At 66.6% G+C, this 22,745-nt stretch carries 14 protein-coding genes; 1 reads left to right on the forward strand and 13 read right to left on the reverse strand.

Annotated elements, in window-relative coordinates; genetic code table 11:
• Positions 1–35: 35 nt before the first annotated feature.
• From D0Y85_RS12075 to D0Y85_RS12115, 9 genes are all read right to left on the reverse strand, one after another.
• Positions 36–1,739 carry a DUF2235 domain-containing protein gene (locus D0Y85_RS12075; protein ID WP_162887661.1) on the reverse strand — a complete coding sequence of 568 codons (1,704 nt, stop codon included), beginning with the start codon at positions 1,737–1,739 and terminating at the stop codon, positions 36–38.
• Positions 1,726–2,223, reverse strand: a complete 498-nt coding sequence (locus tag D0Y85_RS12080) for a hypothetical protein (RefSeq protein ID WP_162887662.1) — start codon at positions 2,221–2,223, stop codon at positions 1,726–1,728. Before D0Y85_RS12080 ends, D0Y85_RS12075 begins: the two co-directional genes overlap by 14 nt.
• A gap of 19 nt (positions 2,224–2,242) precedes the next feature.
• Positions 2,243–3,052, reverse strand: coding sequence for a DUF4123 domain-containing protein (locus D0Y85_RS12085; protein ID WP_117310637.1), 810 nt, complete (start codon positions 3,050–3,052; stop codon positions 2,243–2,245).
• 50 nt (positions 3,053–3,102) lie between these two features.
• Positions 3,103–5,883: a type VI secretion system tip protein TssI/VgrG gene (tssI, locus tag D0Y85_RS12090; RefSeq protein WP_117310638.1), complete on the reverse strand. Its 2,781-nt coding sequence runs from the start codon at positions 5,881–5,883 to the stop codon at positions 3,103–3,105.
• Between the two features lie 120 nt (positions 5,884–6,003).
• Entirely contained in the window at positions 6,004–6,621 is a 618-nt protein-coding gene (locus D0Y85_RS12095) for a decarboxylase (protein ID WP_117311924.1), read from the reverse strand.
• A gap of 131 nt (positions 6,622–6,752) precedes the next feature.
• Complete coding sequence (locus D0Y85_RS12100) at positions 6,753–7,385, reverse strand: hypothetical protein (RefSeq protein ID WP_205420706.1); 633 nt, start codon at positions 7,383–7,385, stop codon at positions 6,753–6,755.
• The gene (locus D0Y85_RS12105; RefSeq protein ID WP_117310640.1) at positions 7,382–10,999 is read right to left on the reverse strand and encodes a M23 family metallopeptidase; all 3,618 of its coding nucleotides are present in this window, start codon (positions 10,997–10,999) and stop codon (positions 7,382–7,384) included. Before D0Y85_RS12105 ends, D0Y85_RS12100 begins: the two co-directional genes overlap by 4 nt.
• Before the next feature lie 19 nt (positions 11,000–11,018).
• Positions 11,019–11,633 (reverse strand): hypothetical protein, encoded by a 615-nt coding sequence (locus D0Y85_RS12110; RefSeq protein WP_117310641.1) that lies wholly within the window; start codon positions 11,631–11,633, stop codon positions 11,019–11,021.
• A gap of 52 nt (positions 11,634–11,685) precedes the next feature.
• Positions 11,686–14,448 carry a type VI secretion system Vgr family protein gene (locus tag D0Y85_RS12115; RefSeq protein WP_240329231.1) on the reverse strand — a complete coding sequence of 921 codons (2,763 nt, stop codon included), beginning with the start codon at positions 14,446–14,448 and terminating at the stop codon, positions 11,686–11,688.
• 237 nt (positions 14,449–14,685) lie between these two features.
• On the opposite strand from D0Y85_RS12115, the gene tssA reads away from it, so the two are divergent.
• The gene (gene tssA, locus D0Y85_RS12120; protein WP_117310642.1) at positions 14,686–15,747 is read left to right on the forward strand and encodes a type VI secretion system protein TssA; all 1,062 of its coding nucleotides are present in this window, start codon (positions 14,686–14,688) and stop codon (positions 15,745–15,747) included.
• Between the two features lie 51 nt (positions 15,748–15,798).
• Here tssA and D0Y85_RS12125 read toward each other — a convergent pair whose 3' ends face one another.
• From D0Y85_RS12125 to D0Y85_RS12140, 4 genes are read right to left on the reverse strand one after another with little or no spacing between them, the layout of a single operon-like run.
• The gene (locus D0Y85_RS12125) at positions 15,799–16,584 is read right to left on the reverse strand and encodes an OmpA family protein (RefSeq protein WP_205420707.1); all 786 of its coding nucleotides are present in this window, start codon (positions 16,582–16,584) and stop codon (positions 15,799–15,801) included.
• A 2-nt stretch (positions 16,585–16,586) separates the two neighbouring features.
• Positions 16,587–17,570, reverse strand: a complete 984-nt coding sequence (gene tagF, locus D0Y85_RS12130) for a type VI secretion system-associated protein TagF (RefSeq protein WP_117310644.1) — start codon at positions 17,568–17,570, stop codon at positions 16,587–16,589.
• Complete coding sequence (tssM, locus tag D0Y85_RS12135; protein WP_117310645.1) at positions 17,567–21,283, reverse strand: type VI secretion system membrane subunit TssM; 3,717 nt, start codon at positions 21,281–21,283, stop codon at positions 17,567–17,569. Before tssM ends, tagF begins: the two co-directional genes overlap by 4 nt.
• Before the next feature lie 15 nt (positions 21,284–21,298).
• The gene (locus D0Y85_RS12140) at positions 21,299–22,732 is read right to left on the reverse strand and encodes a hypothetical protein (protein ID WP_117310646.1); all 1,434 of its coding nucleotides are present in this window, start codon (positions 22,730–22,732) and stop codon (positions 21,299–21,301) included.
• Positions 22,733–22,745: the final 13 nt, after the last annotated feature.

The raw sequence follows: 22,745 nt of genomic DNA on the forward strand, positions 1-22,745 counted from the left end.
GCCAACGGCCGCGCCGCGCAGTGTAGCCTGCCCGCTCAGCCAGGCACCGCCTCCAGCGCTCCGGCCTCTGCCTTGTCCTCCACTTTGCCCGGCGTGTACTTGGTCGCGCCGAAGTACAACACGCGCCACTGGCTCAGGTTGCCGATGAACCAGTGCGCCACCGAGTCATGCCCGTAGCCATCAAAGAAGGTCTCCACTTCCGGCGGCAACAGCGTGGTGTTGTCCCAGGACTCCAGGGTCACCCGCTCGGCCATCGTCAGCGTCGCCCCCCGCTCGCGGCGCCGGCGCAGGCTCACGATCTTGCCGAGCATCGTATCGTTCTCCTTCTCCAGCCCGCGGCGCTGCTTGCGCACGGCCGAGAGCTCGTCGTCACGGGCCTTCAGCTCATCGGAAACCCGGTTCCATTCGGCAGTCTTGTCCGCATTGCCCTGGTCAGCCAGATGCAGGTTGTCATTGTCCCACGGCGACGGCAGCTGCGACTGGCGGCGTCGCAGGGTCCGCACCTGCTCGCGCAGCGCGTCTTCGCGTGCGGCCAGGCGCTGCATCGAGGGCAGCCTGTCGCCGCGCGCAACGCGTACGCGCATCCAGCGATACAGCAGTTCCATATGCGAAGCCTGCACGTCTTCCATGCGCCCGCGCTTGACGCGCACCGCCTGCAGGTAGGCGTTGAACACTGCCTGCAGCTCCGGATCCTGCTTGTCGAACTCGGCCTTCACCTGATCTTCCAGGCTGCTGACCGGGTTGAGCAGCACGCCACCGGCCTGCGCCATGTCGTACATCTCGTTCAGGGCAAAGCGCGCGATGCTGTTCCGGCGCCCCTGATGCTGGGGGTCATAGCCTCCCCCCACGTCCGAGTGCACCCCTGGGAACCAGATCTCCACCGTGTTGGCGGGGTACTGGGCGTGCTCGCGGGTTGAATCCAGGGGGAACTGACCGCGCAACTCGTGTGCAGCGGTCATGTGCACCGACTGTTCCACGATCTCCGGCACAGTCATCCCTTCGGCCCAGCCGGTATGCCCATTGCGGTAGTTCACTGCTGCCGCTGCCAGGCTGGGCCACACCGAGCACACCGTATCGAACACCCCCATGAACCCAATACGTAACGGGATGCGTTCCCGGTACAGCCAGGTGCCATCGGCCTGCCGCCGGCAGCGCGCGGCCAGATCACGGGCGAACCCGCGTGCAGAGGCCGCGCCGCGCGAAAAGCCCAGCACCGACACGCTGACCACCAGGATGCGCATCGGCTCGGGCTGGGTATCGATCAGCTCGTCCAGCGCCTGCAGTGCGAAGTCGATGCGCTCGCGCCCGCCCTTGCCGATCGACAGCCCGAGCAGGCCACCGCTGTCACCGACCTCCGGGCACGGCGTTCCCACGCCGGACAGATACTGGCGCTTGCTGTTGCGACGATCCCTTACATGCGCGTCGTACAGCCGGGCGATGTTGGAAAGCGCCCGCTCCCCTTCGCTCTTGGCCAGCTCCTCTTGGCGATTGTTGCCGGTGCCATCGAAGAACACGCTCAGGTGCAGACTTTGCGTACAGCCCGTGGTAGCCGCTTCCTTGTCCGGGACGGTCTTGCACATCGCCTCCTGGCGGCGGCGACGCTCGGCATCACTCAACGGACGCGTGCCCCGTGCCAACCGCGCCGTGCGTGCGGTGCCCTCGGCCCGGGCGATCGGATCGGGGGTGCCCGGTTCGAGATCGACCTGTCCGGGAATCGCGGTCGGATCAGTACTGGTCATGGTCCTTGTGCTCCTTCGGTACCGGCATGCGCCGCACATCCCACTTGTTCACTCCCTTGTCCAGCAGCTCGGCCTCGACGTGACCGTCTGGATAGAAGTGCAGCAGCAAGGTGGCCGGATTGGGCGGATAGGGCGTCTTCAGCGATACCACGGCTTCGCGCGGCACCCGGTGGCCTTCGCTCAGATAACGGTTGGTCGCCAGGTCATAGCGGTTGGCCTCGATCCAGCGCACGCGCACGCTGTCCGGTCCCTTGCCGCGCGGCGCGCGCGGCCCCATTCCGGAGCCACCGTTGGTGTACCCGTCCAGCCCGCCCAGAAACTGCTCATCGACCCGCACATCGGCGAGGTAGTACGGGCTGTAGTTGAACGCGAACAACGACAGGATCGGCGTCTTGCCTCGCGCCAGCGCCCGGCTGCAGCCGACGCCCGTCACCAGCAGCGCGATCACCGCCAGCGCGATCCACCAGAGGTACTTGTTGCTCATCATCACCGCCTCGCTCCGTTCAATCCCAGCTTTCTTCCAATGGCCAGACCTCGTCGCCGATGTCCGCCGCGCTGCGCCTCCCGCTGGCGAACTCCTGCAGGCGCAGTCGCCATGCCGGATCCTCGCCGAGATCCACACCGGCCAGCAGCGACCAGGTTGCCACCATCACCACACGACGGCTGTCTTCAATGCCGGCCGCAGCGGCCGTCGCCACCACGCGCCGGAAGAAGGTGTACCAGCGCGCGCGCGGCAATCGCGCCAACAATTCGGGGTCGGTCAGCTGGAAGTGGTCGATCAGGGTGTAGGGATAGCTGGCGTCGATCAGTCCGCGCCGCTGTGGCGCCGCCAGCACCCAGGGCGGGTCGTGCGGATCCAGCGCGGTGTCCTCAAGCTCCAGGTGCGCCCATTGCAGGTCATGCCGCAGGTACCACCAGCGCTCTCCCAGCGCCAGGAAGGAACGGCACTGTGGCGCATCGAGGACCTGCACCCACCAGGGCAGGACCCGGGCATCGAAGAAGCGCGCCAGGAACTCCTTGCCATTGGGGTAGCTGGCGTCCAGGCGCCGCTGCAGGCGCTGCAGCAGCGCGTCCGCGCTCAATGTCGTGTCGATCAGGCTCAGCAGGCCCGGCGAGCGTGCGTGCGCCGCCGCCCGCTGCAGGAAACGGTCGATATCCGTGTCACGCGGCAGCCGCGCAAGGAACACGCTGGCGTCGTCCGTGCCGTCGCCCAGCAGGCCATCAAACAAACGTAGCGGCGCCCACGGCAGCGTGCGCAGCAACTGCAATGGCTGATCGCACTGCGCACCATCCAGCAACACAAAACGGCCCATGTCCGCTTCCAGTGGCGGCAGCGCGAGGGGAGGAAAATCCCAGTCCCGGATCACGCCGGGCCGCCCTTCGGCGTCAACGGCGCCGCGCGTTGCGCCGCCAGCAGCAGGCACTCCTTGCACACCGACTGCGGGAACACCGGCAGCGGATAGCGGCTGCCACCGCCGGGCAGGAACGATTTTCGCCCTGCGTGCACGGTAATGCGTCCGGGTGCATTGAAGACGATGTTGCCGCCACTGATGGTGACGCTGGATCCCTCCGAGGTCGCCACATGGACAGTGCGGCCCGCCCCCAGTTCAACGCCGGCCTGGGCACTGGCGGCGCGCAGCGATTGCCGCGCCTGCAGGCTTGCCTGATCCTGCTGGGCCTGGATATCCAGCGCCTGCGTTGCGCTGGCCAGCGTCAACGTCGCCGTCGCGGTGTCCGTACCGGTCATGCTCGCAGCAAGCACACCGATCGCCTGCCGGCCGTGCCAGCGTGCGTGCCCCATCACCGTCGCATCGCTGTGCTGTCCGCTGCCCAGCAGCAACGTTTCACCCTGCGCCCAGTGCAGCCCCTGCCCGGCCACCAGCAGGGCGCCTGCAGGTGCGGAAAGTCCGAGCACTGCATCACCGCTATGCGGCACGCGTCGCTCGCCAGCCTCAGGGCTGCGTCGTGCCGCGTCGGCTTTGGCCTCCTCAGCGCCGCCGCCTGGCACCGTGCTGCGCAGGCTTGCCAACAACACCGGCAGTGGCGCATGCGCGCCGTCCAGCCGCGAGCGCTGCGGCGACTGCACGCCCAGCTGCGCAGCCGGCCCCACGGTCTGGTGGATTCCCGCTGCCCGGGCCTGGCCTTCGGCCAGCGTCACCAGCTGCTGCAGCAACGCCACCGATTGCGGCGCCGCACCCGCAGGCTCTTCATTGCGATGGGCGTAGGCATCCATCCACAGCCCGCGCTGCCCTCGGACACTGCCCCAGGCGTCGCTGCGCAGCTCGAAACCGATGCCGCGCAGACTGCCGCGATAGTTGTCCGCGCGGTGGCGCAGGTGACCGAGCGCCAAGGCGGTAGCCTGCTGGCTGCTGGCCAGCTGTGCACCCAGCTGCCGGTCGCTGTCGTCGAACATCAGCCGGTTCCAGCCCTCGCCCTGCCACTCGCGCGACTGCACGCCCCACAGCGCCCCGGCGTTCCGATGCGCCGCTTCGCCAGGCGCCGCCGCGTGCCAGGCAGGCGCTTGGCCGCCGCCCAGGTTGGCCTGCGCGCTGCCGCCGCCGTCCCGCGCCTGTGCATAGGCCGACGTGTCCTGTTCAGCGCCGGCTCCGGCCGGCGTTGGTGCGATCCCGGCCTCCCCGCGCCCGTTGTACAGCGCACCCATCACCAGCGGGCGATCAATATCGCCCTCGAGAAATCCGACCAGCACTTCCTGGCCGATGCGCGGAAGGAACTGACTGCCGACGCCGGGCCCGGCATAGCGCTGCGCCACGCGCAACCACGCGCTGCCGGTATCGCCCTGCTCGCCCTGGAAGTGGAAGCGCACCCGGACCCGCCCCAGCGCGTCGGCATGCAGATCGCCGCCGCTGCTCCGTTCACCCGCCACCACCACCGCGGTCTGATAGCCCGGTGCAAGCGGTCGCGGATTGCGTCGTGCACCGGTGCCATCGTCGAGAATCGGCCGCCACCGGCGGTTCCGCTCGAGGGCAATGAAATCCTGCGCGTACCCCTGCTTACGTGCCTGGTCAAGCAAGGTGCCGGACGCATCGAGCGCTGCGTCATCGGTTGCCAACCCGTGGCGCAGGTCCACCGGTAGATTGTTCACCCCCGCATGCTCGACCGCCACCAGCAGCAGCTCCTTCGGCAATGCTCCCGGGATGCCGGTCAGCACCCATGCCTGCCCCGCGTCGGCGCTGCGGACACTGCCGCGCCCGCGCCACTGCCGCGCCTGCCCCTCCAGCGCTTCCACCACCAGCCGTGCGTGGTGCTGCAGCTCGGCGGCATCGGCGAAGGCGTGTGCGCCCACCGGATCGTAGTCCTCCCTGCCGCCCTGCGAGGCGTCCTGTACCGGCAGCTGGCCGGCGAGCGAGCGTACGCTTCGGTAGTCGCTGCTGTGCAGCTGCACATGCGTACTCTGCAGGCGCAGCAGCTGCCCCAGCTGCTGCACGCCATCACGGCGCTCGGCGGCATCGGCGCGATGGAAGCGGACACCGCCTGCTTCCTGGGACGCAGCAGCTTCCGGCAACAGGGTGGAATCGGCGAACAGCAGCACGCCATGCCCTGCTGTTGCCTCCTCCGCCTCCTGCACGCACCAGCCCAGCCCTTCCTCGGCCAGCAACCGCTGCACGAAGGCCAGATCGGTTTCACGGTACTGCACGCAGTAGCTGCGGGGTCGTGAACCGGCGAGCATCCCGTCCACCTCATCGCTCCAGCGCCAATGGGCATGCTGCGGGTACATCTGGAACACCGCATCCACGATCTCGCGCACGCTCTGTTCCTGGAACACGCGGCTGCGTCGCGCCTGGCCAAGCCACCACGTCCAGTCACGCAGAGTTACCCGATAGCGCACCAGCCCGCCATCACTGCCTGCACACTGCGCGTCGGCAATGACGCCGTGGCGCATCCAGTCCTGGCCATCATCGAGCCGCGCATGCAGACAGGCAGGCTGGCCCGGCCACTCAGCCAGGGGCAGCGACGCATCCAGCGCGAGCACATCGATCTGCAGCTCCCGCCCTTGCGACAGGGCATCATGTCCCTGCCAATGGTCGACAACGACCGCCGGCATGCCGGGCAGGTCCAACCGATACAGGCGGCTGCCGGCATCAAGGCCTGCGGCGTGAACCAAGAGGTTGCGGATTGCTTCCATGGCGTTCCTACCGTTGCTGCCCCCCTGGCCGGAGAGCAGGTCCTTCCCCTGTAGGGCGACGGTAGCAGATGCAAAACCGCGGCGCACGCCCGCGCCGTCACACCGGATTAACTTCCCGGATCAATAGGTTCCGTAGGAGACTTCCACCACTGCGGGCTTGCCCTCGCCCTGTACCGGCTGCAGGATGAAGCGGTCCAGCGCGCTGCTGTCGTCGCCCAGCGACGTGCTGCGGAACTGCAGCCGATAGGTTGCCCCGGCCTGGACGCTGCCATCGGGCAGCAGCCGCGCATCAGCCGGCAGCAGCAGACCGCCCAGATCGCTGTAAGCCTCGGGAGCATCACTGAAACCGTAGTCGATGAGCTCATCGGTGCGACGCATTTCATAGACCCGCGTCTGCCACGGGCGCGCCGCGCTGCGGCCATTGCGCAGATCGGTCACCCACTGCTCCGGCAGCTGGTAGACCTTGCGCAGCGCCGTGTCGTCGAGCTCGGCACTGACCACCTGCAGGCAACACACCAGGCGCTTGCTCTCGCGGTCGTAGATCGAGAAGCGCGCGTCGCGGGCTGCGGGCGTTGGCAACAATGCGAACGGGACATCACGCAACGCTGGCTCGGCCCCATCACGGGAGCCCAGATTACGCCAGCCGCCGAAGGTCGGTTCGGCGGCCTGCGCGCCCGGCACAGCGAGGCACGCCGCCAGGGCCACGCTCCGGGCCGCGCGTCCGATCCAGTTCTGCATCTCGTTCATCCGTCAGTGGCGTCAGGCCAATCAGTTTTGTGAGAATGCCATGAAGGTGACACGGTTGCCATGCATCCCGCTGCCAAGGCCAATCCGGCTGATTCGTCTGCGCCAGCACAGCGGTGAACGCTTCACTGCCCTTCTTCGGCTGCCATGTAGGCAGTCTGGTGCCCAGTGAAGCGCACACCATCGAATCCGAAGCAGAACCGCCCCTCTTCGAACGCCCGGTACACCAGCAATGCACCGCTGACGCAGAACGTATCGCTTTCCGCCGACGTCTCCACCCTGCCGTACGTGCGCGCCTCATTCCTGTCCTCCAAGGGACCGGAGAACGCGTCGATCGGCAATGGATACACCGTCCCGTCGCGGCTGTCGATCAGAACGATGGAGCGCTGGAAGTACTCTTTGCGCTCATCCAGCTGGGCCAGGATGAAGTGCTTGTTGAAGTTCGGCGCCTGGGTGCGGATCGCCTGATCGATCTGCGCGCGATGCCCGGCGTCACAGAAGTCCACGGGGCTGTACTGGTAAGCGCATCCGGAGTGTGGGTAGCTCATCACAACGCCGGCATAGGGTGCATTACCGGCAGTTGCAGTTGCCGTGGCGGCTGATGCTGCGGCGGGAACCGGCGCAGCAGTTCCAACGGTCGGTGCAGCCGCTTCAGCAACGGCGCTGGCTGAGCCGGAGCCGGTACACGCTGCCAACAGGCTCATCATGCCCGCGCAGACGGCCATATGCACGTTCCAGACCATGTTCGGACGGCTCACTTCCGGCTCTCCGCAATTTCCATCAATAGCTCCCTCAACCCACGCGTCGAACCTGCATTGGCGCTGTTGGCGGCACCCTCATGGTAGGACAGGTTGCCATCGGACACGTTGTCCTTCTTGGTCTTGTAACCCTTGGGTGCAGCGATCGACGCCCATTCCTTTGCCGCCGCGTACTGTGCATCGTCCACGGTCCCGACTCCATCGCGCACGAAGCTCGCAAGAGCACCGCCACCGGCCTTCTCCAGCAGGTACTCGGCAAACACCCGCTCCTGCAGTTCCTCATCATATTTTTCAGCGCCGGTCAGGCCCATCGCGTCCTTGGCCGCGCGCAGCGTCTTGATGATGGTCTGGTACTTGCCGGTCGCGAACATGCGGTTCCGATCGGTACCATCCAACGCATCGGTCGCGAGGATCTGGTCGATGGTCTTGCCGGTCACCGTGCCCGCAGGAGCACGCACGAAGCTGAAACCAACCTTGTCACCCGGTACGTTCTTGGTACCGGTGTTGTACGACTCGTAGCCACCTTCACCGTGGGCAATGATGTCGCCAAGCCGGCGAATGAAGCCGCCGCCACTGACCTTGGTGCCCAGCCCCATGAAATTGCTGATCATCGCCAGTGGATGGAAATGGAACACCTCAAGCGAGGACGGGAAGTCCTTGACTCCCTTGAGTGCGTCCCACCATTGCAGGTTCCGGATGCGCACCTTTTCGCCGGCCCATTCATTGCCCTGCGCGCGCAGCATCAGGGTATCGAGCTCATCCCACTTCTGCATGCCGCCGCCCCACTCGCTCTCATAGCGCGCGATCAGCCTCTGCAGGTAACGGGCCAGCAATGGGTTCTGCTGCGCCTGCTTCAGCTCGGCCGGGGTCAGGTCGCCATCGTTGTTGGAGTCCAGCAGCTGGTAGATCTTGCGATGAAGCGAACTGCCCCTTACCCGGTCGGCACGCATCCTGTGCTCGGCCCGCTCGGCAGGCTGCGACCGGGCCATCTGGAACAACTTCCAGGCCATCAGATCCATCGGGGTCAGCTGTCCCTCTTCGACATACTCAAAACAAGGCCATGCCCAGGGAGACTCCCATCGAGTCGACGGGTGGTCCTTCTGACAGACCCAGCCGCTCGCCTGGTCGGTGGACACCCACCACCATCGGTTGCCCTTGCTGTCGGTGGCCACCGATTTGCCTTCCAGCGCGTCCAGCTCGACCCGAGCCATTACACGGGGCAGCTTGCTTGCAGCGGTCGTCAGATTGTCGGTCCGCAGGGGATAGGCATTCCACGCGGGCACATCGGCAGGCAGTGCGGTTCCCGCCGCGACCGTGGCCAGGCGCGCGCGCTCGACCCACAACTCGTCGGCAAGCTGGACCAGCACTTCACGATCAGGCCAGCCACCCCCCGTCTTCGCATCCTGCGTGCGCTCGCCTTTGCTGCTGATGTACCACCCGGTGAACTGTTCGCCTCCGGCGTATCGCCGGGTCTTCTCGTTGAACTTTCCCAGTGCCTTGCGTGACGCTTGTTTTGCGATGCACTTGTGCACCTTCACCCATGGCCCCTTCGGGCTGTCAGCGGCAATCACCACCATCGAGCCTGCCGCGAGCGTGGCATCGCTTGCCACCGGCGTGGCCAGCTTCACGCCGGCCTCCAGCACCAGCATGTTGCGTTCGTTCTCAGGCCGGGTGGCTGCATATGCACGGCAGCGTCCGATGAAACCGGGCACATCGCCGCCGCTGAACATCTCCAGGTGCAGCATGCTGCGCATTCCTGGCGAGGGCGATGCCCGCGCCACGCCAAAGGTCTGGTACTCGCCGATCTGGCCGATGATATCGCCAGCCTTCACCGGGAACGGCTTGTCCAGCACCACCACCTGATCCACCGGATCGGGCTTGTCGAATACAGCCTCCATGCGCGACAGGTAAACCCAGCCAGTCTCCGCCCCGGGCTTGACCTGCCCATCTACGGCTTCGGCAGCAATGATCTCGCCTTCGAGCAGCTCACCGATGTGGCCCCACACGCCCCTGCCCACCGCCTTCGTTTCGGTGAAGCGCACGCGTGCGCCCTGGGCCAGCATGCCGAGCAGTTTTCCGTTCGGCTCGGAACGGATGTTCAAACCCCTGCGTCCCTTGATGGCGGGTGCGACCGGCACGCTTGCCGCCGTCGACTTGGCATCATCGGAGGCCGGCACCGTCGCTGGCATCGATGCACCCGGTGTCGGCAGGCTACCGTAAGGTACCCGCTGTGGCGTGGCCTGCTCTGCGGCCGCCTCCAGCCCGAAACCACGTTGCTCGATGCTGGCCTGATCGCCCGCGCGCCCCTGGCCCCAACCGCCTCCCAGCGGCGACTCGCCCAGGCCGAAGCCGCGATCACTGGAGAACGGAGAACGCGGCAACGCGAACGGGTCAGCCGCCGGCTCCTCCGGCGGTGGCGGTGGCGGTGGTGGCGGTACCTTCTGCGTATCCTCGGCGGCAGAGGCGGTCACACGATAAGTGCTGTCGCCCTTCCAGTACTTCGCACGGGGAATCTTCTCGTCCTGTCGATACCCTCGCCAATCCATCAGATGCATGTACAGGCTGAAAAGGACCAGCGTTTCCGGCTTGCTCTCGGTCCGCTCCGGCGTGGGCTCGGCTTTGGGAACCTCGATCTTCGTGCCCTTCTTCGCGTTCTTGGCCGCCTCGGCCGCTGCTGCCTTCTGCGCCTCCTTGGCATCTGCTGCAGCCTTCCTGTCTTCGGCCTGCATCTTCACCGCGATCGTCGAACGCATCTGCGCTGCGCGGGTCTGCTCTTCAAGATCCGCCGCTTCACTCTCTGGCTGACACGCCTTGAGCTGGGTGCTCTCCGGCAGCACAAGTGTATGTCGCACCAGCGTGAAACCGGTGGAATACAGGGCCTTGAGCTGCTTTTCGCGGAACTGCACCGCTGGATAGGTTGAGTCAAGCTTGTAGGCCACCACTTCGCCGTCAGCAATACAGCGCACACCACTCTTCTCGCCGAGCTGCGTTGGCCCCTGCGCCAGCTCGCTCGCCGTCCCATCGCCGAAATGGATGCCACCGTGCCAGAGGCTGTTGCCACCCACCGGATAGAACCCGTCCTCCGCACCGCGCATCGCGTGCATGTACGCCGCGACACTCCGCGCCGCTTCGCCGTCCTTCAGCAGGAACGGATATCCGAACGCACCGGAAACGGCCTCGCTGCCGGGGAAATCGAAGGTCGATGGATCAACGGTCTTGTGCAGGCCAAGCTTCCCCGACTGGGCGAACGGGTGCACCTCGAAATGCAGGTGATTGCCCGAGCTCACGCCGCCCGTCATCCCGACCGGCCCCAACGGATCACCCTTCTTGACCTTGTCCCCCACCTTCAGCGGCGAAGCAGCCGACATGTGTGCATACATCGTGTGCACCACCTGTCCGCGGATCATGTGCTCGACGGCGATCGTGTTGCCGTAGCCATTCATCCAACCGGCATAGATCACATGTCCGTCGGCGGCGGCTGGAATCGGCGTGCCCGCAGGCGCGGCCCAGTCCTGTCCTTCGTGGCGCTTCACCGTGCCCAGCGTCGGATGCTTGCGGGCCTGCGACCAGTTGCTGCTTACGCGGAACGGCGGGCCAGGGTTATACGTCGGCATCGTGCTTCTCTATCCTTGATCAAGCCCAATCGGGCGTGCATATCAGCTGCGACTTCTGCGCGTTGTCACCCTGTGGGCCGAGCGTCGGCCTTGCGCCGCCCTGGCTGTGCCCATCATCGGGAAAATCGGACCCCAGCGACTTGCGTGCGCGTGCGCGCGCCTGGTCAAGCGGCAGATCGATCAGGATGCCGATGGGCGTGGGCGCGGTTCCCAGATGGGCGACCACCCTCTCCACCGGCAAGCCATGGAAATCAGCCTTGACGCAGAAGTACGCGATCCCGAACTCCTCATCGCGTTCGCATGGCTCCGGAGCGTGCCGGGCCAGGTAAGGATTGGCGGGCCGACCGGATTCAGCGCTGAGGTACCAGCCTTTCGGCTGGCAGTCGAGCAATCCGTCGAAGAGCGTTTCGGTGCTGTCCGGGTCACCCGGCAGGGACGCCTGCCCCTGCGCGGCGCGCGCGTCGGCCGCGACCTGCGCGTTGACGGCGGCCTGCGCCGAACGCGGGGCGTTCTCCTGCACGGCATCCTGAGGCGTCACGTTCCCGCACGCAGACAGTGGCAACAGCAGCGTCGCCAGCAGCAGTGGATGCAGCGCGACGTGCGGGTGACGGTAGAGCGGCTTGCTCTGATTCATGGTTCGATGCCTTGTCGAAGAATCCCAGGAGTGATATGGGGCACGCGCTGGATCACCCCGAGAATCCGGTCAGTCTCCAGCTCGATGTATCGCTCTGGCTCCAGTTCGGCAGTTCGGTCTTGAACTGGGCCGGACCCAGGAAGGATTTCGTTCCTGCGTGCACGGTGATCACGCCGGGGCATGCGAACGTGATGTTGCCGCCTTCAAGAGTGATGCTGGCGCCACCACTGGTTGCGACATGCACCACCTTGCCCGCCTCGACCTCGACCACACCCTGAGCACTGGCAGCCTGCAGCGCTTGCCGGGCCTGAACATGGATTGCATCGGCCTGCGCCTGCACATCCAGCTCGCCCACACCGGCAACGGCGGCCAGCGCGGTACCATCCGCGCCCGCCCCGGTAGAGGCGGTGGCCAGCATGCCCAGCGCCTGCGACGCATGAAGGCGCGCCTGCCCCATCACGGTCATGTCACTGTGGCCGCCACTGGACAACAGCAGCCCTTCGCCGCTGGACCACTGCAACGATTGTCCGGCGACCTGCACGACGCCATCCGGCGCGGCCATGCCCAGCAGGGGGTCCCCACTGTGCGGCACGCGCGTCTCACCGGGCGCGGGATCACGCTTGCTGGCTTGTTCCGTTGCCGGGTCGAATGCCTCGCCGGTCAAGGCCGTGCGGACGCTCTTGAGAATACCCGGCAGAGGAGACTGGTCGGTCATCAATGCCGAGCGCTGCTTGGCCTTGGCCCCCTCCTGCATCGCCAGCGGGCTGGTCACATGCGTACGCGCCGCCTGGGTGAAGCGCTCGCCCAGCGTCTGCAGCTGGGCCAGCAGCGCTGAAGGCTGCACCGCTTCGCCCGCAGGTGCGGAGGATTGATGTCCATAGGCGGTGAACCACGCGCCCGCCGCCGCGCGTACCGCGCCCCACGCATCGCTGCGCAGTTCGAAGCCGGTGCCACGCACGCTGCCGACGTAGTTGTCGGCCTGGTGCCGCAGATGGCCCAACGTCAGCTGTGACACCTGTTGGCTGCTGGCCAGCTGCGCGCGCAGCTGCTGGTCGGAATCATCGAACAGCAGCTGGTTGCTGCCTTCACCGCCATCCCATTCGCGCGAGCGGATACCCCATAGTGCACCGCCCTGCCGATGGGCCTGCTCCCCCGCGCCAGCGGCGTGCCACGCTGGCGCCTGGCCACCACTGAGATTGGCCTGCGCGCTGTTGCGTGCATCGCCGGCCTGGCCGTAGGCAGACACGTCGCCCTCGCTGCTGGCGCCGGCGGGCGTCGGCGCTACGCCGGCCTCGCCACGCCCGTTGTACAGCGTCCCCAGCACCAGCGGCCGATCGATGTCGCCGTCCAGGAACCCGACCAGCACCTCCTGACCGATGCGCGGCAGGAACTGGCTGCCGACGCCCGGGCCCGCGTAGCGCTGTGCCACGCGCAGCCAGGCACTGTCATTGGCACCCTCGCCCTGTCCCTGCTGGAAATGGAAGCGCACGCGCACGCGGCCGTGGCTGTCGGCATGCAGGTCCTTGCTGGCGCCGCCCTGCCCGGCCACCACCACTGCCGTCTGATAGCCCGGCACGGTCGGGCGGGGATTCAGGCGGGCGCCGGTGCCATCCAGCAGCTGCGGCCGCCATGGCGTGCTGCGCTCCACCGCTTCGAACCGGTTGCCATAGCCGACCGCGTCGGCCTGCTGCCACAGTGTCGCGTCCTCGCTTCCGCCAGGCGCGATGCCGAACGCATCCTCAAGGCTGCGCCGCAGATCGGTAGGCAGGTTGTTGATGCCAGCGTGGTCCACCGAAACCAGCAGCAGCTCCGGCGGAGTCGCCCCCGGAGCCTGCTGCAGCCGCAGCCAGCACCCTGATCGCAGGCCGCGCACGGTGCCGTGGCCGCGCCAGCGTCGGCTATGTGCTTCGCGCGCCTGCGCCAGCAGCCGGGCGTGGCGCGAAGCGGCGGCACCATCGCTGAAGGCATAGGCACCGACGGGGTCGAAATCCTCGCGCGCCGAGCCGCTGCCACCGCCGTCCATCGGCGACTGACCGGCCAGCGCACGGACCTGGCGATAGTCATCACTCTGCAGGCTGACCGCAGTACTGGAAAGGCTCCGGCACATGCCGATGGCCTGCACGCTGTCGCTGGCTTCGGTGGCATCGCTGCGATGGAAGCGCACGCCGGTGCCGGCACTGGTTGCATCCTCGGGCAGCGCAACGCTGTCGGCGAAGATCTCCATGACATTGCCGCAGGGCGCCTCTTCGTCGGCGTAAAGCCGCCAGCCCAGCCCCTCTTCGGCGAGCAGGCGCTGCAGGAAGTCCAGATCGCTTTCGCGATACTGCACGCAGTAACTGCGCACGCGCCCGCCAAGGAAGTCGTCGACGCCCTCGCCCCAGCGCCAGCGCGCGATGTCGCTGTGTGCCGCCAGGACTGCGTCGACGATGGCGCGGATGTTCTGCTCCTGGAACACACGGCTGTGGCGCGCATGCTGCAGCCACCAGGTCCACGACACCAGGTGCAGACGGTAGCGCACCAGCCCGCCATCACCCCCGATCCGCGCGGCATCGGCCACCAGGCCACTGCGCTGCGATTGGCCACCGTCAGCGAGCTGCGTGATCAGCGTTGCGCGTGTTGCAGGCACTGCGTCCAGTGCAGCGCCTGCGTCGGTGGAAAGCACGTCCACTTCGGTCCACGCGTGCTCGCCCAGGGCATCGCGTCCACGCCAGCGCTCCACGGTGCATGCCGCGAATGCCTCGGACTGCAAGCGATACAGACGCTGGGCATCGCCGAGGCCAGCGAGCTGCGTCATCAGGTTGTTCAGCTGATCCATGCCATATCCAGAGTGAAAGACGCCCAATTCACAGGCACCTTGCGTCGGTTTCCAGCCGCCAAATCTACCAGATCGGGATGTTCGTCAAAATGACGGCGCGACATGCGGCAATGAACTGTGGCATTTGTCACACAATCGGCGCCATATCGTATTCAGCCAGAGCGGGTGGTCATGATCCAGTAACTGCATTCACGTTCAACGGCTAGAATCGACCTCCAGTCCCCAACGAGACCTGCCATGCTGGATCAGGAAGCCCTGCTGGCCCCGATTTCGGACCACGCCCCGACCGGTGAAGACCTGTCGTTCTCGGCCGAGTTCGATCGGATCATTGAAAACCGTCGTGCCGACGACCCGACCCTGGACCAGGGTGCCTGGCAGACCGACATCAAGTACGCCGACTGGACCAGTGTGCTGCGTGATGCCACCGACCTGCTGCAGGCCCGCACCAAGGACCTGCGCCTGGCCGGCTGGCTCAGCGAAGCCGCCACCCAGCTGGAGGGATTCCAGGGCCTGGCGGCGGGCTACCGGGTCACCGCCGGCCTGTGCGACCGGTTCTGGGACGACGTCCACCCGCAGGCGCCGGACGGCGACTTCGAGGAGCGTATCGGCAACCTCAGCTGGCTGCTGACCAATTCACTGCAGTGGCTGCGCGCAGTACCGATCGTCGCCGCGCCGCAGGGCCGCTTCAGCCTGGCCGACTTCGAGCACGCCCATGCCCGCGCCAACAGTGGCGAGGATGATGACGGCCGGCCGGGCCTGGATATCCTCAATGCCGCCCGCCGCGATACCCAGCACGGGTTCTATCGCCAGTTGGCCGACGACCTGCCGGACTGCAGCCAGGCCCTGGCCGAGCTGCAGGCGGCGGTCGACAACCGGCTCGGCCTGGACGGCCCCAGCTTCAGCGCGGTTCGCGAGCAGCTCGAGCATCTGCAGCGTACCGTGCTGCGCTTCGCGCGCGAGGCAGGGGTACTGCTCGATGGTGAGACCGGGCCGGCAGAGGACACGCTCAGCGGCGCCGGCTTCGCCGAGGACGCACCCGCTTTCGATACCGCCCCGGCCACGTCCGTCCCCCGTGGTGCATCCGGTGCGCCAGGCTCGCGCAAGGCGGCCCTGCAGCAGCTGCGCCAGGTAGCGGAGTTCTTCCGTCGCACCGAGCCGCACAGCCCGGTGGCCTACCTGGCCGAAAAGGCCGCGCGCTGGGGCGAGATGCCGCTGCACGTCTGGCTCAAGCGGGTCATCAAGGACCACGGCACGCTGGAGCAGATGGAAGAGATGCTGGACGTCAATCCGGAAGACTGAGCATTTCCGGGCGCAGGACGGAGAGCGGGCATCGCCCGCTCTCCGCCGTACTTACTGGATCTTGAACTCGATACGACGGTTGCGTGCACGACCATCGTTGCTGGTGTTGTCCGCCACCGGCTCGTCAGGCCCCTTGCCCAGCACATCCATGTGGCTGCCCGGGATCCCCTTGGACATCATGTAGTTCTTCACCGCCAGCGCGCGCGCATGGCTCAGGGTCAGATTGGATTCGCGCTGACCGACATTGTCGGTATGGCCGATGATCAGGAAGCGGCTGTCCGGCATCTGCGCCATCTTGGCCACCATCTCATCAAGGATGCTCATGCCGAACGGCGTGAGGCGGGCGCTGCCACTCTGGAACTCGATGATGCGGTTGGCCAGGGTCTGGTCCAGCACGTTCTGCTGCGAACCCACCTTCAGTGCGTTGGTGACCGTATAGCTGGTGTTGCTGGCAAGGCTCAGGTCACTGGCGACCTGCTGGCGCAGGGCCTCGTTGCCGACCTCACCACTGATCTTCACTGCCTGGCCGTTCACTTCCAGCTTGCCCGGTGATACCCGTTTCAGGCCGGGATTGATCATGCCGGACACGTAATCGCCCCAGTTCGGCGGGGTGGCGATGGTCTCGACCTGGACGCGGTCTACCACACGGTCGGCACCGTAGACCGCGCGCAGGTTGTTGAGCAGCTTGGCCTTGGTCGCCTGGTCAGGCACCACGCCTTCGATCACCACCGGGCGTTCCGCGGTCGCCTGGGCTGCTGCCGGCGTGTTCTGCGCCGACAGGGGCGCGGCAGCCAGCAGCAGCGGCAGCACGAGAGAGAGAGAATTGCACAGGCGCATCGTCAGGTTCCCAGGAAAGTCTCGCCGAACAGCTTGCGTGCGGTGGCCAGGGCCAGGTCGTCACGATCAAGGAAGCTGCCGAAGCGGTTGAGGTTGTAGTCGCCGCGCATGTAGTCATCCACCCATTCGGAGTGCTGGATGCGGATCAGGAAGTCACCGGCCTCGGCCGGATCCAGCACCGCGCGCAGCACCTGGCGGTCGGCGCCGTTGAAGCCGACGATCATGCTCGGCGCGGCGTCATTGCGGATCAGCACGGCCAGTTCGAAGTCGCCGCGGGCGACGAAACTGGACAGCAGGTCGAGCCAGAACGCCGCCACCAGCGGGCGATAGGCCGGATCGCGCACCAGCGGGAACACCAGTGCCTTGTCGATGTTGACGTCACCGCCACTGAGCACCGGCTGCAACAGCAGGCCCAGTGCCGGCAGCACTTGGCGCAGTGCTACATCGCCGTGGCCGGAATCGCGCAGGCGCTGTTCGAGATCGGCCACCGTGGTGCTTTCCAGGAAATCCTGGAAGCTGCCGTTGTAATCACCGGGGTCGGTGCTGATGCTGAAACGGGCATCGGCCAGCTGCGCCAGTGCCTGTGCGGCGTCACTGTCCTGGTAGGCCTGGCGGGCCAGACGCGCCAGGCCTGACCATGCGTTGGACATCGCCAGCGGACTGCGCCCGATGAAGGGCAGCGGCTCCGGCGCATCCAGGCGCAGCGCCGACAACAGCGGGAAGCGTCGCTCGGACGCGTCGCGACTGGCCAGGAAGTGACCGCACAGCACCATCTTGCTGCGCGAACCGAGGAACGCGTAGTGGATTTCCGGCGCTTCGTCATAGCGCTGTTTCCAGTCAGGGCTCTGGCTCAGCAGTTCCAGACTCTCGCCGGCCCAGCGGTCCAGCCAGCCGAGCAACTGGTGGTTTTCGGCCGCGCGGACGAAATCGCCACGCGACGGCACCTTGCCGAAGTAAGACACCCCGGCGCTGACGACTCGGCTCATCGGGCACCTCCAGTGACCGGTGCCGGTGCCGGTGCCGGTGCTGCAGGCGCGGCTGCCGGTGCCGGAGCGACCGGCGTACCACCGGCCACACGTTCGGGCAGCTGCAGCCCCCGCTGCCAGTCGCCGCCGCCTTCGGCACCACCGCTGCCTGCACGGCGCACGATGCGCATTTCCACCGTCACCCCCACGCCATTGCCGTTCCAGGTGATGCGGCTGGAGTCGTCCAGGCGCTCGTACTCGCCTTCAGCCATCAAGCGGTTGAAGCCGTTGGCGCCAGGTGCACTGAACACCTCCACCGTGCGGCCATCGCCGGTCACCGCGGTGATTTTCACACCCGGTACCTGGCCGGCATTGGGGTACTGCATGGTGGTCCACTGCGGCGGCGTATTGCGGTAGCGCAGGACCTGGCCATCAATCTCGATGGTGTACTCCAGCGCTCCGGCCGCCGGCGCCGGCAGGATCTCGAAGATGGTGGTGTCCTGCGCCGCACCGGCCGCCGAACCACTCACCCAGTTGCCGTAATTTGCCACCAGTTCGGCCGACAGGTTCACCCCCTGCCCGGCCCAGCGGCGGGTCTCCAGCAACGGACCGCGCTGGATCACCAGGGTGCCCAACGCCTCCTTGTTGAAGGCGGCGATGCTGCCGTTGGCGCCGAAGATGCCGGCGATGTCGCTCGGTGCGGCGTCGACATCGGAGTTGAGGTTGAACGGGTACTGCTGGCCGATGCGCGCCTTGAACGGATCGTAGACCTGCGCCTTCCAGGTCTTGTTCACCTCGTCCTCGGTCGGTGCGATCAGCGTGCTGAAGGTCTGGGTCAGCGGCCGCAGCAGCAGCGGACGCAGTGCCTCGCGCTGCTTCTCGTCCAGCCCGGTCAGCACCTGCTCGTCCACCAGTGCAAGGCCTACGCTCAGTTCCGAACCCTCGTTGCTGAAGGTGTCCTGCATCAGCTTGCGGGTACCAACGCCGATTTCGCCCTGGCTCTTGATCGCGTTCAGGCGCGCACGCAGCTTGGCCAGTGTTTCGAAGTAAGCGGTGATGACCGCAGGCTGGTCACCGCGTTCGCTGGTCAGCCGCGCGATCCCCTCGAAGGCCTTGCCGATCGGGCCGACCGGCTGCGCCGCTGCCGCTGCTGCCGGGTCCTTGCGCAGGATGGTGCGCTGGAACCAGGCCACAAAACCCTTGCGCGCCTTGCTGGAGCGCGCCAGCGCCTGCGGGTTGTCCCACACGGTCTCCTCGTTGATGCGCTCCAGCAGCACGCGCAGCGGCGAGTTGCTGGCGTCGCCCAGCTTGTTGATGCGGCCGACAGCCTCATCGAAGGTACTGAACTCGGCCACGCTCAGGCCCTGCAGGAACTTGGTCCACTCGCGGGCGTAGTCGTTCTTGTACATGTTCACCAGCTCGCGCGAGACATGCTCCGGGCTGCCGGCCAGCGACAGGTCGCTCTGCTCGGTCGTACCCAGCACCCAGTCGGTGGTGCTCAGCTGGGTATTGGCGGCCTCCTTGATCGCATCCTGCACGTACTCTTCCCACGCCTTGCGCGAGAAGGCGCCGGAGATGGCGTAGTTGCCGTTGATCATCCGGCCATTGCGCTCGACACCGATCAGGTTGTCGACCGTAGTGGTGGTGAAGCGCGCACCGGCACGGGCCTTGATCTGCGCATACACGCGTTCCATCGCAGGCTGGCCCTTCATCACCTGGCCCAACGCCTGGCGCGTGTCGGAGACCAGGGTCACCTTGTTCTGTACCTGCGGCCAGCTCGGCTTGCCCGCCTGCGCCACGTAGAACGTCATCAGCTTCTCGGCCGCGCGGACCATTTCCTCGCGGCTCATCTGGCCGCGGTTGGCCTCCAGCCATGTACGCCAGAACAGGGTCAGCTGCTGTGACAGGTGCGCGCCTTCCACGTACTTGGGATTGCCCAGCATCAGGTAGGTCTTGAGCGCGTTGTAGGCATCGTTGGTGCTGGTCGGCGAGGCATTCTGGTACAGCACTTCGCTCTCGGCGGCAGTACTGTTGCCCTGCCCCAGCTTGTCGCGCTCGGCAACCACCTGGCCCAGGTAGTTCTCCAGGTTCGACACGGTGGGCGCCAGCATCACCTGCTGCATGCCGTGGTTGTACTCACGCAGCAGCTTCTCGCGGATCGCCGTGCCCTGGTAGAGGCCAAGATGGGTGGTGATGCCGCCTTCGCTCCCGTACCGGTCCAGCTGCTCCATGCGATCCTGCAGCAGCAGGAGCGCGTCGATGCGCGACTTCAGGTCCATGCGATCCTTCTGTACGCGCACGGCCTGGTCCAGGTCCTTGGTCGCATTGGCCACCAGCTGCGCATTGGTCGTATACGACCAGGTCCACAGGCCCAGCGCCAACGCCAGCACGCCCACGGCGCCGAGGAACACGCCATAGCGCAGGCGGTTCTGGTGGGGGCTGGAGTACTGCCGCACCAGTTCCTTGTCGGCAAAGATCACCTTGCGGAACAGGTCCTTGAGGAAGAACGCGGTATGGCCGGTCGGCGCCTCATCGACATTGGAGCCGCGCTCCAGGCTGAACTGGCGGCCGACGCGCTCGGAAGCATGGTGTACCGAGCGTCCTTCCTGCAGCGCGCTGGAGAAGTAGAAGCCGCGGAACACCGGCTTGAACTGGTACGGATTGTCTTCAAAGAGCGTGGCGATGAACGTGCGCAGCGCCGGCTTGATGCCGACGAACTCCAGCGGCAATGACAGCAGGCCCGGCGACACTTCACGGCCGCGCTGCATTGCCATGTGAGTCAGGCTCATCTCCTTGATGCCTTCGGCCAGCTCGTCGAAGTGGCTGTCGAAGGCAGCCAGCGCATCGCCCTGCTGCTGCACGTCGAACGGCAACGTCGCCCCCCACACATGCTCGCGTTCGCCCGGGTCGAGGTTGCGGAAGAACTCGCTGAAACCGGCAATCAGGTCGGCTTTGGTGAACAGCACGTACACCGGCGCGAACACTTCCAGGCGCTCGGTGATCTCCTGCACGCGCTGGCGCAGGTTCTTGGCCAGCTCGATCGCGAACTCCGGCTTGCTGCCCGAGAGCTCGGCCAGGCTGGCGGCGATGATCACGCCGTTGATCGGCGCGCGTGGGCGGTTCTTCTTCAGCAGACCGAGGAAGGTCAGCCATTCCATGCGGTCATCGACACTCACCGAGTAACGGCCGGCGGTATCGAGCACGATGCCGTTGGTGGTGAAGTACCAGTCACAGTTGCGGGTGCCGCCGATGCCCTGCACCACGTTGCCGCGGTTGTCCTCGAAAGGGAACTGCAGCCCGGAGTTGAGGATGGCCGTGCTCTTGCCCGCCGCGGGATTACCGATGATCACGTACCACGGCAGTTCGTAGAGCGCCGCGTTGCCTTTCAGCATGCCCATCCGGGAAGACTTGATCTGCTTGACCGCATCCAGCATGCGGGTCCGCAGCGCCTCGGTGTCGGCCCGCTGCGCCGGCTGCGACGAGGCCACCGCCTTGTCTGCCTCGTCCTTGACCATCGCCTCCACGCGCTTGGCCGCGCGACGGGCGAGAATCCGCTTGATGCCCCAGACCAGCAGCGCCAGCAGCAACAGGCCCGCCAGCACCACGGCCACCCAGATGCCTATCTGCCGCGCCTCGGCTTCACCGTAGTGGGCCAGCGCCGCGGCACCGACCAGGCCGATCACCATCCACAGACGGTAATCGCGCAGGTAGTAGCTGAAATTGCTCAAACTCATGCAGGGATCCAGGGGTCAGGTGGCCGACGGCACGTCGGCCGGCAGCGTCGGGGAAGGAAGAGGGTCGACCAGGCCGAACAAGCGCTGCTGGTTGTCGGCGACGCCGAGCAGCAATACCGGCTCGGCCTGGCGTTGAAGTTGTGCGTGGGCCAATGCCAGCTGGGCAACCGGGAGCACCGGCCCCAGTTCGCCGGCACTGACGGCCAGCGCCAGGCTCTGCGGACTGAAATCGAGATCGGGCGCCAATGTCGCGGCGATGGCTGCGGCATCGACCATCAGATCGCCGCGGTGATCGGCATCGTGCAGCACGAACTGCGGCTGCACCGGGTCCTGGCAAAGCGACGCGTGCCAATTCGTGGCCAACGACGCCAACTGACGGCGCTGCTCAGCCGGACGCTGGCCTTCGATCTGCTCGGCACGCACCAGCTGCGGGCGCCACAGGCGGCCAGCGCCCTCATGCGCCAGCGCCGGGCTGGACAACAGCACGCCGGCAGCGCCCTCACCCGGCACCCGGCCATCGGGATTCTGCGAAGTGGCCAGCACCCCGGACGCCTGCCAGGCCGCGACAACGGCGGAATCGATGGAGGATGAGGCCGCCAGTACCAGATGCCAGCGCGGCTGGTCCGTCGCCAGCGCATCGATCATCCGCTGCAGATGCGGCCATACCTCGCGCGCGCCATCGAGCATGGTGATGCGTACATCGAAGCGGCGTGCATCCAGGCCCGACCGGCGCGCCTGGTCCAGCAGCCATTCCTGCGCCCAGTGGCGCAACGGATCGGACCAGCTGCCGGACACCAGCAGTTCGATGGTGAGCACGTTCTCCACGCGCTGTTCGTCGCGACGACGCAGGCCGGCCACCACCACTTCTTCAGAGGCCACCACTTCCGGCAGCGTGGTGAACACCGTTTCCAGCAGTTCTTCCAGCACGGGGCGCAGAAGCGCCAGCGCGCGCCGCTCATGCGCCGCCGTATCGATGCCATCCTGCCGCACCTGCACCACCTCGAACTCATCCAGGTCCTTGGCCGCGCTCATCCGTACCGGCAGGTTGTAGTTGTCACGGAAGCGCCCATCCAGCGATGGGCGCGGCGGCACGGCAGCCATGGCCAGCAGTGACGGGGCATCCAGGTCGATGCCCAACCGCAGGGTGCCGGCGAGCAGCGCGACCGAAGGTGGGGCCACGGACGCCGGAATGCCCGCCTCATGGTTTGCACTTCCTGCCCTGCCGTCATCAGACGCGGCCCTGTCCAGCGCAGACGCTGCGCCACGTTGCAGCGCACCGCGCAGCATGAAACCGGCGCTGCTCAGCCCAACAGGCAGCAGGCCCAGGTAGGCCAGCATCTGCATGCCGGTCGGTACCGTGCCGCTGTTGCGCCAGTAGAGAATCGTTGCGCCCCAGGTAGCGATGAACACCATCACCACCGACGCTGCCTTGCCCAGCCATCCTGCCATCAGTTGCCCTGCT

The sequence above is a fragment of the Stenotrophomonas sp. G4 genome (assembly GCF_003428825.1).
Lineage (GTDB): Bacteria > Pseudomonadota > Gammaproteobacteria > Xanthomonadales > Xanthomonadaceae > Stenotrophomonas > Stenotrophomonas indicatrix.

Excerpts from the sequence above, each read along its gene's own strand:
- D0Y85_RS12075 (WP_162887661.1), bottom strand. The coding sequence starts at position 1,739 with ATGACCAGTACTGATCCGACCGCGATTCCCGGACAGGTCGATCTCGAA.
- D0Y85_RS12080 (WP_162887662.1), bottom strand. The coding sequence starts at position 2,223 with ATGAGCAACAAGTACCTCTGGTGGATCGCGCTGGCGGTGATCGCGCTG.
- D0Y85_RS12085 (WP_117310637.1), bottom strand. The coding sequence starts at position 3,052 with ATGGGCCGTTTTGTGTTGCTGGATGGTGCGCAGTGCGATCAGCCATTG.
- tssI (WP_117310638.1), bottom strand. The coding sequence starts at position 5,883 with ATGGAAGCAATCCGCAACCTCTTGGTTCACGCCGCAGGCCTTGATGCC.
- D0Y85_RS12095 (WP_117311924.1), bottom strand. The coding sequence starts at position 6,621 with ATGCAGAACTGGATCGGACGCGCGGCCCGGAGCGTGGCCCTGGCGGCG.
- D0Y85_RS12105 (WP_117310640.1), bottom strand. The coding sequence starts at position 10,999 with ATGCCGACGTATAACCCTGGCCCGCCGTTCCGCGTAAGCAGCAACTGG.
- D0Y85_RS12110 (WP_117310641.1), bottom strand. The coding sequence starts at position 11,633 with ATGAATCAGAGCAAGCCGCTCTACCGTCACCCGCACGTCGCGCTGCAT.
- D0Y85_RS12115 (WP_240329231.1), bottom strand. The coding sequence starts at position 14,448 with ATGGATCAGCTGAACAACCTGATGACGCAGCTCGCTGGCCTCGGCGAT.
- tssA (WP_117310642.1), top strand. The coding sequence starts at position 14,686 with ATGCTGGATCAGGAAGCCCTGCTGGCCCCGATTTCGGACCACGCCCCG.
- D0Y85_RS12125 (WP_205420707.1), bottom strand. The coding sequence starts at position 16,584 with ATGCGCCTGTGCAATTCTCTCTCTCTCGTGCTGCCGCTGCTGCTGGCT.
- tagF (WP_117310644.1), bottom strand. The coding sequence starts at position 17,570 with ATGAGCCGAGTCGTCAGCGCCGGGGTGTCTTACTTCGGCAAGGTGCCG.
- tssM (WP_117310645.1), bottom strand. The coding sequence starts at position 21,283 with ATGAGTTTGAGCAATTTCAGCTACTACCTGCGCGATTACCGTCTGTGG.
- D0Y85_RS12140 (WP_117310646.1), bottom strand. The coding sequence starts at position 22,732 with ATGGCAGGATGGCTGGGCAAGGCAGCGTCGGTGGTGATGGTGTTCATC.